Genomic DNA, 14,552 nt, shown 5'->3' with positions numbered 1-14,552 from the left:
CGGGCACCGTCACCGGAACACCGAGGGCGGCGGCGCGGGCGACGCGACCGCGCTCACGTCGGTGACGGCCGCCGCTCCCCCGCTGAAGTCCCGCAGCCCGCGGCCGTGTTCGACCCTGCCGGGGTGCGGATCGCCGGCGCTGCGCCGGGTCAGCTCGGCGACGGGCAGCGCACGGTCGGAGCCGAGGAGCACCGCGTTGCCGAACCGCTTGCCGCGCAGCACCGTGGGGTCGGCGACGAGCGCGAGTTCGGGGAAGAGCGCGGCGGCCGTGGCGAGCTGGCCGCGCAGATGCGCCAGCGGCGGCCCGTCGGCGAGGTTGGCGGCGTAGAAGCCGCCGGGCTTGAGGACCCTGCGTACGTCGGTGAGGAATTCCGTGCTGGTGAGGTGCGCGGGGGTGCGGGCCCCGCTGAAGACGTCGGCGATGACGAGGTCCGCCCAGCCGTCGGCGATCTTCGCGAGCCCTTCGCGGGCGTCGGTGCCGCGCACCCGCACCCGGGCCTGCGGGTCCAACGGCAGTTCACGGCGGACGAGTTGGATGAGGGCGGCGTCGCGTTCGACGATCTGCTGGGTGGAGCGGGGGCGGGTCGCGGCTATGTAGCGGGCGAGGGTGAAGGCGCCGCCGCCCAGGTGCAGGGCCTGGATCGGCTTGCCGGGCGGGGCGACGAGGTCGGCGATGTGGCCGAGCCTGCGCTGGTACTCGAAGGCGAGGTGCGCGGGGTCGTCGAGGTCGACGTGGGACTGCGGGGCGCCGTCCACGAGCAGCGTCCAGGCGCGCGGCCTGTCCCGGTCGGGCATCAGCTCGGCGAGCCCGCCGTCGACCTTCTCGACGACGGCTTCCCGCACTTCCCTGCCCCGCTTGTTCCTTGCCATCGAACCATTATCGGCGCCCGGCGGGGAAGCGGCCCGGCGGCGGTGCGGGGGCCGCTCAGCGGCAGTTGTCGGCGGCCTCGATGGTGCGGGCGGCCTGGCCGAGCGCGGCCCGCAGGACGGCCGGGTCGGTGACCGGATCGGTCTCGCCGGGCGGCAGCAGCCAGCCGGTGCCCGCGACCGGCGGCTCGGGGACGGCGGGCCCCGGCTCCGGGTCCGCGTAGCCGCTCATGCCGCGCCCGTACGTCTGGGTGCAGGCGCTGCCGGGCAGGTCCCAGCCGTCGGCAGTGCCGGGCGGCACCAGGAAGCCGAGGGTGTCGCAGCTCCCGTCGTGCAGCACGGGACCGATGGTGTCGCCCGCGCCGCGGCGCAGGATGTCGACGGCTTCGAGGCCCTGCCGCGCCGGGACCGTGACCAGGTCGCAGCACTCGTCGTCGCAGGGCGCGGGGCCGCCCGGCAGGTCGCTGCCGTCCGGGGTGGGCCGGTGTCGTGCCGTCGTGAGTGATGCCGGGGACGCGCCGCTCGTCGCACCGGAGACGCTGTTCTCCATGCGGACCTCCAACAAGGGAACCCCTCCTCGCCAGTAGTGGAAGCCGCGTAGCTCCCACTCCGCATGGTTCAACGCGAGCGGGCGTCAACAGGCACTGCGGCACGCCGCCGCAAAGGATGGCAGTTCATGGCGGATCGCGGGTGAGATATCCGGTTTGTAGCCAAACTCCGCGTGCCGGACCCCTCACAGCCTGTACGTTCGTGCTCCGCCGGAACAGGGGCAGCCCCACGGGACATCTCAGGTGCACGGGGGGGCGTGCGACGCGGTCCGGCACGATCCGCATGTCGAGGGTCACGATCCGCACGAGAGGGTCCGGCCATGGCGTCGTCACCGATGGCATCGTCAACTCAGTCCCCGCGACCGAATCTTGTCTTCCGGCAGCTGCGCGGACCACGCTCACCGGGCGAGTTCGCCGCGGCGGTCCGGCGGGCCGCCCGCGAGATCGGCGAGCGGGTCAGCTGCGACGCGCGCTACGTCGGGCGCGTCGAGGCGGGCGAGATCCGCTGCCCCAACTACGCCTACGAGCGTGTGTTCCTGCACATGTTCCCCGGCAGGACGCTGACGGATCTGGGGTTCGCGCCCCGCGCCCAGGTGCGCGGAAGGGGGGCGCGCGGCAGGACCGAGGCGCCCCTGCCGCACATCACGATCCAGCCAGAGACCACGATCCAGCTCTACGAGTCCCATCCGTCCGGGTCCGACCCCCGCGTCTGCGACCCGTACGCGATCCAGATCCACGAGGAGAGCGACGTGCAACGTCGCGCGTTCATGACGGGCTCCACGGCCACCGTGGCCGCCGCCCTGGGGCCCATCGGGCTGTCCCTGGGCGGCCAGGCCGAGGCCGCGGGGCTGCGCGGACGGCGGGTCGGGGCCGCCGAGGCGTGCGCGGTCGAGGAGGCCGTACGCAAGATCAGGCTGCTCGACGACCGGCACGGCGCCGACGGCCTCTACCGGCGCGCCGCCGCCCCCCTGCGGGCCGCCTACACCCTGCTCGACGCGGGCGCCACCCGGCAGTCGACCTCCGACCGGCTGCACGCGGGCGCCGGTGAACTGGCCATCTCCGTCGGCTGGCTCGCGCACGACTCGGGCCGCTTCGACGACGCGCGCTCGCACTACGCGGAGGCCCTCGCCACCGCGCGGATGGCCGGCGACCCCGGCGTGGAGGCGCACGCCTTCTGCAACTCCGCCTTCCTCGCGCGCGACGCGGGACGGCCCAGGGAGGCGGTACGGGCGGCGCAGGCCGCGACCGGCGCCGCCCGGCACCTCGGCTCGCACCGGCTGCTCTCGCTCGTCGCGCTGCGCGAGGCGGGCGGCTGGGCGGGGCTCGGCGACCGGGCTGGCTGCGAGCAGGCGCTGACCCGCGCGCACGCCCTCTTCGACCGCGGGGCGTCGGACACCGACCCGGAGTGGATGAGCTTCTACGGCCCCGCCGAACTGGAGGGCCTCGAGGCGCAGTGCTGGTCGGCGCTCGGGGACTGGGAGCGGGCGGCCGGGCACGCGCGGCGCGCGGCGGCCACCGCGTCGTCCCAGACCCCGCAGTTCACCCGGAACATCGCGCTCTACACCGCCGAGCTGGCCGACGACCTGGCCCGCGCGGGCCGCCCCGACGAGGCGGCGACGGCGGGCCTGCGGGTGCTCTCACTCCTCGGCGAGGTGCAGTCGTCACGCATCCAGTCGATGCTCGCGACGACCGCGCGCGTGCTGCTTCCGCACCGCAGGGCCTGCGGCGTGGGCGGCTTCCTGGAGCGGCACGCCTCGCTGCCCGGGGTGGGCTAGGGCCTGTCCGGCGGATCATGCCGCGGGACGCGGGGTCTGGCACGCACTCCCCCAAGCTCGCGGCTCCGCTCGAGCAGGGGAGACCCCACTGCGTTGCCGCCCTCCTCCGCCTTGCAGCTGCACGCACCAGACCCCGCTCACCAGCACCGAAGGGTGGGCGCCACCCGCATGCGGCCTGATCCGCCGGACAGACCCTAGGCGGTCGTCCGTCAGGACAGGTGGCCCGTGTCGTTCCACGACTCGACGGCGGGCTCTCCGTAGGCCCAGCCCAGCGTCGAAAGGGACGTCGGGTTGAGGCGGATGCGGGCGGCGAACTCGATGCCGAGACCGAGCCAGCGCGCGCCGATGACCCGCAGGATGTGGCCGTGCGCGAAGACCAGCACGTCGCGGTCGGCGGAGCGCGCCCAGTCCACGACCTCGTCCGCGCGCGCGGAGACCTGCTCGAGCGTCTCGCCCCTGGGGACGCCGTCCCGCCAGATGAGCCAGCCGGGACGGACCGCCTGGATGTCGGCGGGGGTCATGCCGTCGTACGCGCCGTAGTCGAACTCCATCAGCGCGTCCCACGTGGTGGCCCGGTCCCCGAACCCGGCGATCTCGCAGGTCTCCCGCGCGCGGGAGAGCGGGCTCGTGCGCACCTCGACGCCGGGCAGGCCGTCGTACGGAGCGCGGTGCAGCCGTTCCCCCAGGAGCTTCGCACCGCGGCGGCCCTCTTCGAGGAGCGGGATGTCCGTCCTGCCGGTGTGCTTCCCGGACAGTGACCATTCCGTCTGTCCGTGCCGGGCCAGCAGGATGCGGGGTGCCATGGGGGGACCTCTTCAAGTGGACTTTTGCTGCTATGTACGGACAGGGAGTGCCCGCCCTCTCCATCATCACCCACCCGCGATCAGGCGCTCGCCCGGGCTGGCAACCCACCCGCCGATCTCTGCGTCTAAGACCACCGGGGGACGCCTCGGCGCCCCTTCGCGTACGCCGTATGGTGATGCGGCGGCGTACGCCGCGTGAACAGAGACGAGTGGGGGACCGACCGGATGCCGAAGATCGACGCGCCGGGCACCGGAGGCATATCCGAACAGCGGCTTCGCTGGTATACGGAGCTGCCGCTGATCGTGCTGGTGTACGCGGCGTACTCGGCGGGCCGCCTGGTCGTCCGCGGTGATGTCGCCAGTGCCGTCGACCACGGACTCGGGATCCTCAAGATCGAGAAGCTGCTGCGGCTCAACGCGGAACACCCGCTGAACCGTCTCTTCACGGAACACGCGTGGATCGGCGTCCCCGCCGACTTCTGGTACGCCTCACTGCACTATCTCGTCACGCCCGCCGTCCTGATCTGGCTCTTCCGCAGCCGCGCGGTCCACTACCGCGCCGCACGCGCGTGGCTGATGATCTCCACCATGATCGGCCTGGTCGGCTTCACGCTCCTGCCCACCTGCCCGCCGCGGCTGCTCAGCGAGGGCCACGGCTTCGTCGACACCATGGCGCAGTACAGCACCTACGGCTGGTGGGGCGGCGAGGCCAGTGCGCCCCGCGGGCTCGGCGGCATGACCAACCAGTACGCGGCGATGCCCAGCCTGCACGTGGGGTGGGCGCTGTGGTGCGGCGTGATGCTGTGGCGGCACGGGCGCACGCCCCTGGCCAAGGCGGCCGGCATCGCCTATCCGCTCATCACCACGATCGTCGTGATGGGCACCGCGAACCACTACTTCCTCGACGCGGTCGCGGGCGCCGTCGTGATGGGCATCGGCCTGCTCCTCGTACGACCCGTGCGACGGCTCACCGATCCCCTGATGGAACGGCTGCGCACGCTCTTCGCGCGCACCCCGAAAACCCCTTCCGCCACTGAGCCCTCGATTGTCAGTGCCGGGTGCCAGACTTCGGCAGGTGAGCGAATTCCCCGACAGCGCAAGCAGAGTGCCGACCCCGGCGCCGAGCCGAGCGCCCACCCCGCCGACGCGGGGGACGGCGCTCCGGCACCGGCTCGCTGAGCTGCGCGGCGCCGACGTTCCCCCGCGCCCTCTCGACGCCCGCGCTCTCGCCGCGCTCGCGGCCAACCCGGGGTGCAGACGGCGCGCGCTCCTGGACGGCGCGGGCGTGGACAAGACGGCGCTCGCCCAGTCGCTCGGCTCGCCCTCCGGCTTCGGCCAGTCCCAGTTCGCGTTCATGCGGGGCAATGCCTTCGAGGCACGGGTCAAGGCCGACGGCGGCGCGGAGCTGCTGCGGCTCGCGCACGGGCGGCTCGGCGGCGGTCCCGAGCCCGTACCGGGCGAGTCCGCCGTCCCCGACCTGTCGGCCGCGGGACCCGAGGGCCGGGCGGCCCGCACCGCGCTCGCGCTGCGCGAGGCCACGGAGTCGGCGGCGGCCTGGACGCTCCTCGACCACCCCATGCTCGCCCTGGACGTCGCGGGGACGCCCGCCTTCCTCGAGCCGGACGCGGTGGTGGTCCACCCCGACGGCACCTGGACCGTCGTCGAGATCAAGTCCTTCCCGATGATCGACGGTTCGGCCGACGCGGCGAAGGTGGGCGCGGCGGCCCGGCAGGCGGCGGTGTACGCACTGGCCCTTGAGCGGATCGCCGAGCGCATGGAGACCCCGCCCCGGGTGCGGCACCACGTCCTCCTGGTCTGCCCCAAGGACTTCTCCAACTTCGCCACGGCGTCCGCGATCGACGTCCGCAAGCAGCTCTCGGTCACGCGGCGCCAGCTGGCCCGCCTCACCCGTGTCGAGGACATCGCGGCCGGGCTCCCCACCGGCACGACATTCGACGTGCGCCGCCCCGCCGCCGAGCTGACGGCCGCGGTCGAGGCGGTCCCCGCGACGTACGCACCCGAGTGCCTGGCCGCCTGCGAGCTGGCCTTCCACTGCCGCGACCGGGCTCGCGACGAGGGCGAGGTGACCTCCCTGGGCCGCTCGATCCGGGGCGAGCTCGGCGGCCTGACGACGATCGGCGAGGTCCTCTCGGCGGCCATGGGCACCACGGGCGACCCGACCGACCCCACGGTGGCGGCCCTGCGCAGGGCGGCGGCCCTGCGCCAAGAGGCGGTTTCCGGCGCGGGCGCCTTTTCCGGCACTGGCGCCTTGGGGGGTGCGGAGTGCTGACCGCCCTTTCGGCGACCGGGTGTCGCTTTCCCACCCGCCTGCCCTTTCCTCTTCCTCCCTCGGTGACGGCTCGGTGCCGGGTAAACGGGTGGGTGGGTGGGGGAAATCCGCCGCGAAGCGGCGGGCCAACCAGCCACGGCCCGCAGACGAAGAGGGGCCGCACGTGTCACTGATCGACAGCCTCGCCCGGCTGGAAGCCGTGGAGACCGGACGCGCACAGCCCCGTGCGACGGTCCGCCACCGGCACATCTCCCAGCACCCCCTCGTTCTCGTCCCCCTCACCACCGCGGGCGAGGCAGGCGCCCCGCTCGGCGCCCTCGTGGGCACGGAGCGCACCTCGCCGCGCCTCCTCGTCGTGCCCCAGCCCCGCGACCGCGACCTGCGCTTCGCCTTCCTCGCGCAGCTCGCCGAGATCGTCCTGCCGTACGTCGACGGGTTCGCGGCCGACGTCGAGGCGGCCGAGCGCAACGAGACCGATCCCGAGACCGGCAAGCGCGTCAAGGTCGAGGTCGAACTGTGCGCGGACGCACCGCAGTTGATCGTGCCGAGCCGCGCGGGCATCGAGTTCGTGCGCCTCCTTGGCCGCTCCATGCGTTTTCGCAGGACCGCCGAGCAGGATCCCGAGACCCCGTATCCCGCCCCGCCCCGCGTCCCCCTGCTCGGCCGCTGGCTCACGCACTTCGGGGAGCGCGCCCGCGTCCCGGGATCCGCCCTGCTCACGGCCATGACCGAGCTGCTCTCCCGGCACTGGGCCACCGGCCAGTCCAGCCTGGAGGACCAGCATCTGGGCGCGCTGCTCGCCTGGATCGAGGCGCCCGACGGCACCTCGGGCGCCGAGGCCGCGCTCCGTGCCGAGCTGGCGCGCGACGAGGCGGGCCAGCTCCTGTGCCCGCCCGCGGGCCCGGCCACCGACCCGGCGTTCGACAACGACCTGCTCGCCCCGGCCATGGAGCGCTACGACCGCGCCCGCGCCGCGCTGGCCGCCGCCGAGGACGGCGTCGAGGCGGACACCCGCCTCGCCGCCCTCACCGCGGCGGAGCGCGAGATCCAGTCCTTGGTCGAGAGCAGGACCCGCCCCACCTGGGACGCCGTGTGGCGCGGGCTCGACGCCCTGTGCACGCTGCCGGTGGCCGCGCACGCCGCCGAGCGCTGGACCCGCGACCGCTGGTCGTTCACCGGCCACCGGGACCGGGTGACGGCGGGCGAACCCCCGCAGCCGCGCGTCGACGACGCGGTCACCGCGGCGAACAAGCTGGCCACGCGCGAGCGCGAACAGGCCCGCCTCGACGCCCAGGAGGCCCTCGACGACCCCCTGGTGATGGCGGGCCGCCGGCTCGCGGGCGAGGCGTTCAGCGGCGAGGTGACCGAGGTCGTCATGGCGTACAGCGAGGCCAGGAGCCCCCGGCCGCGCCCCCTGGTGACCGTCCGCACGGACGACCAGCCCCACCTCGGCGAGCGCACGAAGGTGTACCGCTCGCTCGAAGGCAAGCCGCAGACCGCCGAGTTCGTGGCCTACGAGGACGGCGGCCCCAGCAGCCTCGTCGTCCTGCGCCTCACCGACAAGATGGGCCGCGGCAAGGAACCCGACGCGGGCTCCGTGCCGGTCAAGGGCGACCGGATCTGCTGGACGCTCTTCGAGCACGAGCAGCGCGGCGGCCCCAAGCTGCCCGACCCGGAGGCCACCCCGTGGACCCATGGCGGTCCGCCCTCCGACGCCGCCGAGAGCCCCGACCCCGTGACCGCGGAGGACACCCTGTGATGCAGCTCGCCCCGCCCGCGGGCGGCGCCTTCGACCCCGGCGCCGAGGCCGCGCGTGCCACGGAGGCGATCCTCCACGACACGCTGCACGGCACGCACCGCGGCGTCGTGGTCGACTCCCCGCCCGGCGCAGGAAAGTCGACGCTCGTGGTCCGCGCGGCCCGTGAACTGGCCGCTGCGGGCCGCCCGTTGATGGTGATCGCGCAGACGAACGCACAGGTGGACGACCTGGTCCTGCGCCTCGCCGAGAAGGACCCCGAGCTGCCGGTGGGCCGTCTGCACAGCAGCGACCCCGACCCGTACGACAAGGCGCTCGACGACCTGGCGAACGTCCGCAAGTCCACCAAGGCGGGCGATCTCGCGGGCCTCGACGTCGTCATCTCGACGGCCGCGAAGTGGGCGCACGTCAAGGTCGACCAGCTGGACGCGCCGTGGGGGCACGCCATCGTCGACGAGGCGTACCAGATGCGGTCGGACGCGCTGCTCGCCGTCGCGGGACTCTTCGAACGGGCGCTGTTCGTGGGCGACCCGGGGCAGTTGGACCCATTCTCGATCGTCGGCGCCGAGCAGTGGGCCGGACTTTCGTACGACCCGTCGGCCTCGGCCGTGACCACGCTCCTCGCCCACAATCCCGAACTGCCCCAGCACCGTCTGCCGGTGTCCTGGCGCCTGCCCGCCTCCGCCGCCCCGCTCGTCTCGGACGCCTTCTACCCGTACACGCCGTTCCGCAGCGGCACGGGACACGACGACCGGGCGCTGAACTTCGCGGTGGAGTCGGACGGTTCGGGCCCGGACCGGGTGATCGACGAGGCGGCGCGGGCGGGTTGGGGCCTGCTCGAACTCCCCGCGAGGAACACGCCGCGCACGGACCCCGAGGCCGTGCGCGCGGTGGCCCTGGTCGTCCGCCGCCTCCTGGACCGGGGCGGCGCCGCCACCTCGGAGCGCGACCCCGACCCGACCCCCCTCACGGCCGACCGCATCGCCGTCGGCACGGCCCACCGCGACCAGGCGGCGGCGGTCCGTGCCGCCCTCGCGGGCCTGGGCGTCGCGGATGTCACGGTGGACACGGCCAACCGCCTCCAGGGCCGTGAGTACGACGTGACGGTCGTCCTGCACCCCCTGTCGGGCCGCCCCGACGCCACGGCCTTCCACCTGGAGACGGGCCGCCTCTGCGTCCTGGCCTCCCGCCACCGCCACGCCTGCATCGTGGTGTGCCGCGCGGGCGTCTCCGCCCTCCTCGACGACCACCCTTCGACCGAGCCGGTCCAGCTGGGCGTCACGGTCAAGTTCCCCGATGGGTGGGAGGCAATGATGTCCACATGGGACCACTGGTCCGAGCACCGGGTGATCTGGCGCCCCTGACGGCCACTCCGTCGCCTGCTCGGCGGGCGGTCAGCGCGGCGCCGCCCAAATCCGCCGGACGGAGTCCGGCACGCCGCCGGAGGCGGCCAAGGGAAACAGCCCCGACGGGTGGGAGGCGAACCACGCCGTGCTCGCCCGCCTCGCGGAGCACCGGGTGAGGTGGCCCCGTTAGGGGCGCGGGGAACTGCGCGCCCGGCGCGCGACGTGCCGCAGTCGCGTCTGCCGAGGTCCCCGCGGACGCGACTGCGGCTTCTTCGTGGTTGCGCGCGCAGTTCCCCGCGCCCCTTCCGGGGCCCGCGACCCCTTGCGCGGCAAGGGAGAATGAGAGTCGGCCGGACACCGGACGGACGGCCCGCACCGTACGAGGAGGACGAACCATGGCGGAGCCCGAGCGGCCCCGGACCGAGCAGCGCATGCGCCCCGCGCCCCTGCTCTTCGAACCGGCGGACGCCGCCGCCGACCCGGAGCACTTCTTCGACCTGGAGTCGATCGAGGACCCCCGGGAGCTCCTGGACCGCGCGACCGAGCTGACGCACGCCTTCCGTGCCGCGGCGGACCGGTCCGTCGAGTTCCAGGCCATCGCGGCCGCCCAGCTCGCCGATCCGCGCCGCTTCGACCGGCTGACGACCGCGCTGATCGCGGAGCGCGCGGAGTGGACCGAGGACTACGCGAAGAAGATGGTCGAGTTCGGGCGCGACCTGCTGCGGGGCGGCACGGAGCGCCAGGACTGAGCGGGCGGCCGCCGGTTCGGGGGCGTCCCGGGAGCCCCTCGTAAAGATCATCTGGCATATGCCAGCGGGCAAGGTACCCCACCCCACCCCTTGTTGTCCCGATTTCTAGCAACTCTCAGAAATGGAATGCTCACTACCGGTAGATGTATTTGCCATGAGCAGCAGCACTCCCCTCCACACCCCCGCGGCCCTCTCCCCCACCGGCCCCGTCCGCGACGCCTGCGACGTGACGGCCGACGGGGCCGCCTGGCTCGCCTCTGCCGAAACGTATCCGCGCAGCGCCCTCAGCCACTGGCGCAGCCACCCCACCGCCCCCGCCGTCCTGCCCTGCGGCTCCGCCTTCGACGTGGTGAGCGTGCCCGCGGTCTTCGGACGGCGGATGCTCGACCGTTTATGGGAGGAAGGCCCCGGCTCGGGCCCCGTCGCCGCGCACCGCGGCCGCATGCTGCTCTTCGCCGCCCCCGGCACCGCCCAGCGGCTGCCCTCGCTCCTGGAGTGGGAGGAGTGGGGCAGCGCCGTCCCCTCCGTCCTGTGCCACGGCACGGGCGACGCGATCACCGTGCCGCCGCTCTCCGCCGCCCCCCGGGACGCCGCCCCCGGCCGCCTGGAATCGCGCTGGCTGGTCGCCCCCGACACCCGCCACCCCTGGCTGCCGGGCCCCGAGGTGGTGCTCTGGGCCTGTGTCCGCGCGGCCCGCTCGGCAGCATCATCCGCGGTGCGCATATCGATTTTTCCTGGCGCCGATCAGGATGCTAAGGTCTACGACGTCAGCAGGCGCCGCTAGCTCAGTTGGTTAGAGCAGCTGACTCTTAATCAGCGGGTCCGGGGTTCGAGTCCCTGGCGGCGCACAGACAGCAAGAAGCCCCTCGCGGAAGCGAGGGGCTTCTTGCGTGTGCGGCCGGGCTCCGGGGCCGGTGGACGCGTCCTGGCCCTCAGCCCGCCGTGACCTTCACCGTCCACGCCCCCGACGCCGTCCGCCCCTCCACCTCGACGCGCACACCCTCGCCGGGCACCGTGAAGCTCTCCCCCACCCGCACCGGGGCGTCCGCCAGCTGCGGATAGACCGAGTCGCCCCAGCAGGACTCCGATTCCGGATGGGCGTCGACGACCTCGATGGGGCCGCCGCCCGACGCCGTGCCGCCCCGCACCTGGTAGACGAGCACGCCCTCGGTGCACGTGGCGTGGTCGTTGCCCGCCGGGCCGCGGGCCTCCAGGGCGATCGCCGTCTCGCGGCCCGTGCGGACCACCGCGAGCTTGGTGCCGCCGAGGGCCCCGCGCGCGGGGGACGCCGACAGGGACTCCAGGGTCAGCCGCTCCGTGCCGCCGGTCACGCAGCGCACCTGCCGCGGCTCCAGCCAGCCCAGCTTCCACTTGTGCCAGCCGAAGAGGTCGGGGGCGAGGCCGAACTGGCTGCCCATGACGTCCCAGTCGCCGACATAGGTGTCCCAGTCGCCCTTGCCGTCGGTGGGCCGGTGGTAGAGGTCCGGCAGGTCGAACACGTGGCCCGTCTCGTGGGCCAGGACGTTGCGGTCCGGCGGATGCCGCTCGAAGACCGTGACGATGCGCCGGAGGTCCGTGCCGTCGGCCCGCAGCGGGCGGTCGAAGTTGACCACCTTCGTGGCGTCCGAGTCGACGCCGGGCGCGTCCGGGTCGGCGACGAAGTAGACGATGTCGTACCGCGAGAAGTCGACGTGCGGGTCGGCCGCGGCCACCGCGTCGCGCAGATAGGCGCTGCGGCGCTGTGCGTTCCAGTCGCGCTGTATGGCGTACGACATGGAGTCCTCCGGCATCTCCACCCACTCGCGCTGCGGGTGCGGACGCAGCGAGAACTTGCCGTACGAGGCGCGCTCGAAGAACCGGCTCGTGGCCGGGAAGTAGTCGGCGGTCAGCTCCTCGGGGGTGGTCAGCGGCGGGGAGTCGGGGAAGGACAGGAAGACCATCACCGCGTCGAGGGTCCGGGTGGGGCGCGGATAGGCGGTGTTCCAGGTGTCGAGGCCCTCCGAGTGGTGCGCGGGGGTGCGGCGCAGGGCGCAGGGACCCCCGGCGGACTCGGCGATGGCGGGGCCCGCGACCAGCGAGGTGGCGGCCAGGGCGGTCAGTGAGGTGAGGAAGGCCGCGGTGGTGCGCAGGGGGGACTTCTCCCCTCCACGGGTGAGTCCCCAAGGGGGGAGCTGACGCGGCACGTCGACCTCCGGGTGCGGAATGCGGGACACCCCACCCACCCTGTGATGTTTTGTTGAAGTTCGCCCTGTTTGTCTGGCCCTTCCGAGTGAGCGACGGGTACGCGAGCGACACCCGGACGCTCACAGAACGTCACAAGCGATCGGCTCACAAAGGAACCAGTTCACTGCCGAGCAGAAACGATCTGCCGTGAGGGGTGGGCCGCACCCCACACCGTGGCGCGGCTGGAACGGCCCTCCGGCGTCCCTCTATGATCGGCAGACTTTCCTGCGCGGGCCCGGGTTTTTACGGCCTCGCCCGCCAGCTGCCCGCCGCCCGACGAGACCTGTTCGAGAACAACTGCACTGCGGGAGCAAGCGGTGAACGGAACGTCAGAAGGGCCGAGGCCCAGGCCCACGGCGGCCACTGCGCCCGGCCAGACCGGGACCGTCGTCACGGAGCGTCGCCATCCGGCCCCGGGCGACTACCGCGCCGCCTTCGCCGCGGCCCCGCTCCCCCTCGCCGTCGTCGACGCCGACGGCCTCGTCGTCTGCGCCAACGACGCCCTCGCGGGGCTGCTCGGCACCGCCGCGGCCGACCTCGCCGGACGCATCGCCGCCGACCTCGTCGACCTCGCGTCCGACGCCCGCACCTGGCACGCGTACCGCGAGGTGCTCCGCGGCCGCCAGGCCAAGCTGCGCTGCACCCGCCGTCTGAAGCACCCCGACGGGCACTCCCTGTGGGTGCAGGTCACGGTCTCGCCGATGCCGGAGGCGCAGGGCGGGGGCAGGGGCGGCGGCGGGCGCACCGTGCTGCTCGCCGCGTCCGACATCAGCGCGCGCCGCGAGCTGCAGGCCAGGCTCCGGCATGTGCAGATGCACGACCCCGTGACCCGGCTGCCCAACCGCAACCTCTTCTTCGAGCGGCTCACCTCCGCGCTCGAAGCGGGTGCGTACGACGACACGAGCACCGGCCGGATCGGGCTCTGCTATCTCGACCTCGACGGGTTCAAGGCGGTCAACGACACCCTCGGCCACCGGATCGGCGACCGGCTGCTCGCCGCCGTCGCGAAGCGGCTCACGCACTGCGCCGACGAGGCCGGGTACGGCAGGGCGACGGCGCCCCTCGTGGCGCGGCTCGGCGGCGACGAGTTCGCGCTGCTCGTCGAGGACTCCACCGGCACCGAGCAGCTCGCGGACCTCGCCGAGGCGGTCCTGAAGGCGCTGCAGGAACCATTCGACCTCTCCGGGCAGCGGCTCTCCGTCTCCGCGTCCATCGGCGTCGTCGAGCGGCGCGCGGCGGGCACCACCACGACCGGGCTCATGCAGGCCGCCGACACCACGCTGTACTGGGCGAAGACGGACGGCAAGGCCCGCTGGACGCTCTTCGACCCCGAGCGCAACGCGCACCGCATGACCCGCCAGGCGCTCGCCAGTTCGCTGCGGCCCGCCGTCGAACGCGGTGAATTCGTCCTGGACTACCAGCCGTTGGTGGGCATGGCCGACGAGGACGTACGCGGTGTCGAGGCGCTCGTCCGGTGGCGGCACCCGCAATTCGGGCTGCTCACGCCGAATCGGTTCATCGGATTGGCGGAGGAGGACGGGTCGATCGTGCAGCTCGGCCGGTGGGTGCTGCAGACGGCCTGCCGGCAGGCGCGGCGCTGGCAACTCGCGCATCCGGAGCGAGAACCGGTCTTCGTGAGCGTCAACGTCGCGGTGCGGCAGGTGTGGGACTCCGACCTCGTCGCCGATGTCGCGGAGATCCTCGCCGAGACCGGACTCCCCGCGGAACTCCTGCAGTTGGAACTCACCGAATCCGCCGTCATGGGCTCCGCGGGGCGGCCGCTGCAGGCCCTGCAGGCGCTCAGCGACATGGGCGTACGGATCGCCATCGACGACTTCGGCACGGGGTACTCGAACCTGGCCTATCTGAGCCGCCTGCCCGTCTCCGTGCTGAAGCTCGACGGGTCGTTCGTGCGGGGCTTCCTGTACGAGGAGGGGGAGGCGCACCTCAACCCCGCCGACGAGGTCATCGTCGAGGCGATGGTGCAGCTCGCGCACCGGCTCGGGCTCACGGTGACCGCGGAGTGCGTGGAGACCGCGGCTCAGGCCGGGAGGCTTCGTCGCATCGGGTGCGACACGGGGCAGGGGTGGCTGTACTCGCGGCCTGTGCCGCCGGATCGTATCTCCGTGATGTTGCGAAACGCCCCGTAAGGGGCGCGGGGAACTGCGCGCTCAGCGCGCGAAAAGCCGCAGTCG

At 73.6% G+C, this 14,552-nt stretch carries 12 protein-coding genes and 1 tRNA gene; 9 read left to right on the top strand and 4 right to left on the bottom strand.

Features of this window, described 5'->3' with window-relative positions:
* Window positions 1–9 precede the first annotated feature (9 nt).
* On the bottom strand, window positions 10–870 hold the full coding sequence (locus tag ACFWZ2_RS40100) for a spermidine synthase (RefSeq protein ID WP_384554508.1): 861 nt from the start codon (window positions 868–870) through the stop codon (window positions 10–12).
* A 55-nt stretch (window positions 871–925) separates the two neighbouring features.
* Window positions 926–1,417, bottom strand: a complete 492-nt coding sequence (locus tag ACFWZ2_RS40095; protein ID WP_384554507.1) for a hypothetical protein — start codon at window positions 1,415–1,417, stop codon at window positions 926–928.
* A 318-nt stretch (window positions 1,418–1,735) separates the two neighbouring features.
* Between ACFWZ2_RS40095 and ACFWZ2_RS40090 the strand changes: the two genes are divergently transcribed.
* Window positions 1,736–3,190: a tetratricopeptide repeat protein gene (locus tag ACFWZ2_RS40090; protein ID WP_384554505.1), complete on the top strand. Its 1,455-nt coding sequence runs from the start codon at window positions 1,736–1,738 to the stop codon at window positions 3,188–3,190.
* A 209-nt stretch (window positions 3,191–3,399) separates the two neighbouring features.
* On the opposite strand, the gene ACFWZ2_RS40085 is transcribed toward ACFWZ2_RS40090, so the two are convergent.
* Window positions 3,400–3,993 carry a histidine phosphatase family protein gene (locus ACFWZ2_RS40085; protein WP_384554503.1) on the bottom strand — a complete coding sequence of 198 codons (594 nt, stop codon included), beginning with the start codon at window positions 3,991–3,993 and terminating at the stop codon, window positions 3,400–3,402.
* Window positions 3,994–4,218: 225 nt separating this feature from the next.
* On the opposite strand from ACFWZ2_RS40085, the gene ACFWZ2_RS40080 reads away from it, so the two are divergent.
* From ACFWZ2_RS40080 to ACFWZ2_RS40050, 7 genes are all read left to right on the top strand, one after another.
* Window positions 4,219–5,172, top strand: a complete 954-nt coding sequence (locus ACFWZ2_RS40080) for a phosphatase PAP2 family protein (RefSeq protein WP_384554542.1) — start codon at window positions 4,219–4,221, stop codon at window positions 5,170–5,172.
* A complete protein-coding gene (locus ACFWZ2_RS40075) occupies window positions 5,069–6,283 on the top strand; it encodes a hypothetical protein (RefSeq protein WP_384554501.1) in 1,215 nt (404 codons plus the stop codon). Before ACFWZ2_RS40080 ends, ACFWZ2_RS40075 begins: the two co-directional genes overlap by 104 nt.
* A gap of 163 nt (window positions 6,284–6,446) precedes the next feature.
* The gene (locus ACFWZ2_RS40070; RefSeq protein WP_384554499.1) at window positions 6,447–8,042 is read left to right on the top strand and encodes a hypothetical protein; all 1,596 of its coding nucleotides are present in this window, start codon (window positions 6,447–6,449) and stop codon (window positions 8,040–8,042) included.
* Window positions 8,042–9,403, top strand: a complete 1,362-nt coding sequence (locus tag ACFWZ2_RS40065) for an AAA domain-containing protein (protein ID WP_384554497.1) — start codon at window positions 8,042–8,044, stop codon at window positions 9,401–9,403. The genes ACFWZ2_RS40070 and ACFWZ2_RS40065 overlap by 1 nt, the downstream gene beginning before the upstream one ends.
* A gap of 377 nt (window positions 9,404–9,780) precedes the next feature.
* Entirely contained in the window at window positions 9,781–10,134 is a 354-nt protein-coding gene (locus ACFWZ2_RS40060; protein ID WP_384554495.1) for a hypothetical protein, read from the top strand.
* Between the two features lie 154 nt (window positions 10,135–10,288).
* Window positions 10,289–10,918 carry a bifunctional DNA primase/polymerase gene (locus tag ACFWZ2_RS40055; protein ID WP_384554493.1) on the top strand — a complete coding sequence of 210 codons (630 nt, stop codon included), beginning with the start codon at window positions 10,289–10,291 and terminating at the stop codon, window positions 10,916–10,918.
* A tRNA-Lys gene (locus tag ACFWZ2_RS40050) sits at window positions 10,909–10,982 on the top strand. The genes ACFWZ2_RS40055 and ACFWZ2_RS40050 overlap by 10 nt, the downstream gene beginning before the upstream one ends.
* An 84-nt stretch (window positions 10,983–11,066) precedes the next feature.
* Here ACFWZ2_RS40050 and ACFWZ2_RS40045 read toward each other — a convergent pair.
* Entirely contained in the window at window positions 11,067–12,347 is a 1,281-nt protein-coding gene (locus tag ACFWZ2_RS40045) for a M6 family metalloprotease domain-containing protein (protein ID WP_384554492.1), read from the bottom strand.
* Between the two features lie 327 nt (window positions 12,348–12,674).
* Between ACFWZ2_RS40045 and ACFWZ2_RS40040 the strand changes: the two genes are divergently transcribed.
* The gene (locus ACFWZ2_RS40040; RefSeq protein WP_384554490.1) at window positions 12,675–14,507 is read left to right on the top strand and encodes a putative bifunctional diguanylate cyclase/phosphodiesterase; all 1,833 of its coding nucleotides are present in this window, start codon (window positions 12,675–12,677) and stop codon (window positions 14,505–14,507) included.
* Window positions 14,508–14,552 lie beyond the last annotated feature (45 nt).

It is taken from the genome of Streptomyces sp. NPDC059002 (genome assembly GCF_042740435.1).
Taxonomy (GTDB): domain Bacteria; phylum Actinomycetota; class Actinomycetes; order Streptomycetales; family Streptomycetaceae; genus Streptomyces.
This window is presented reverse-complemented; position numbering and strand designations above follow the sequence as displayed.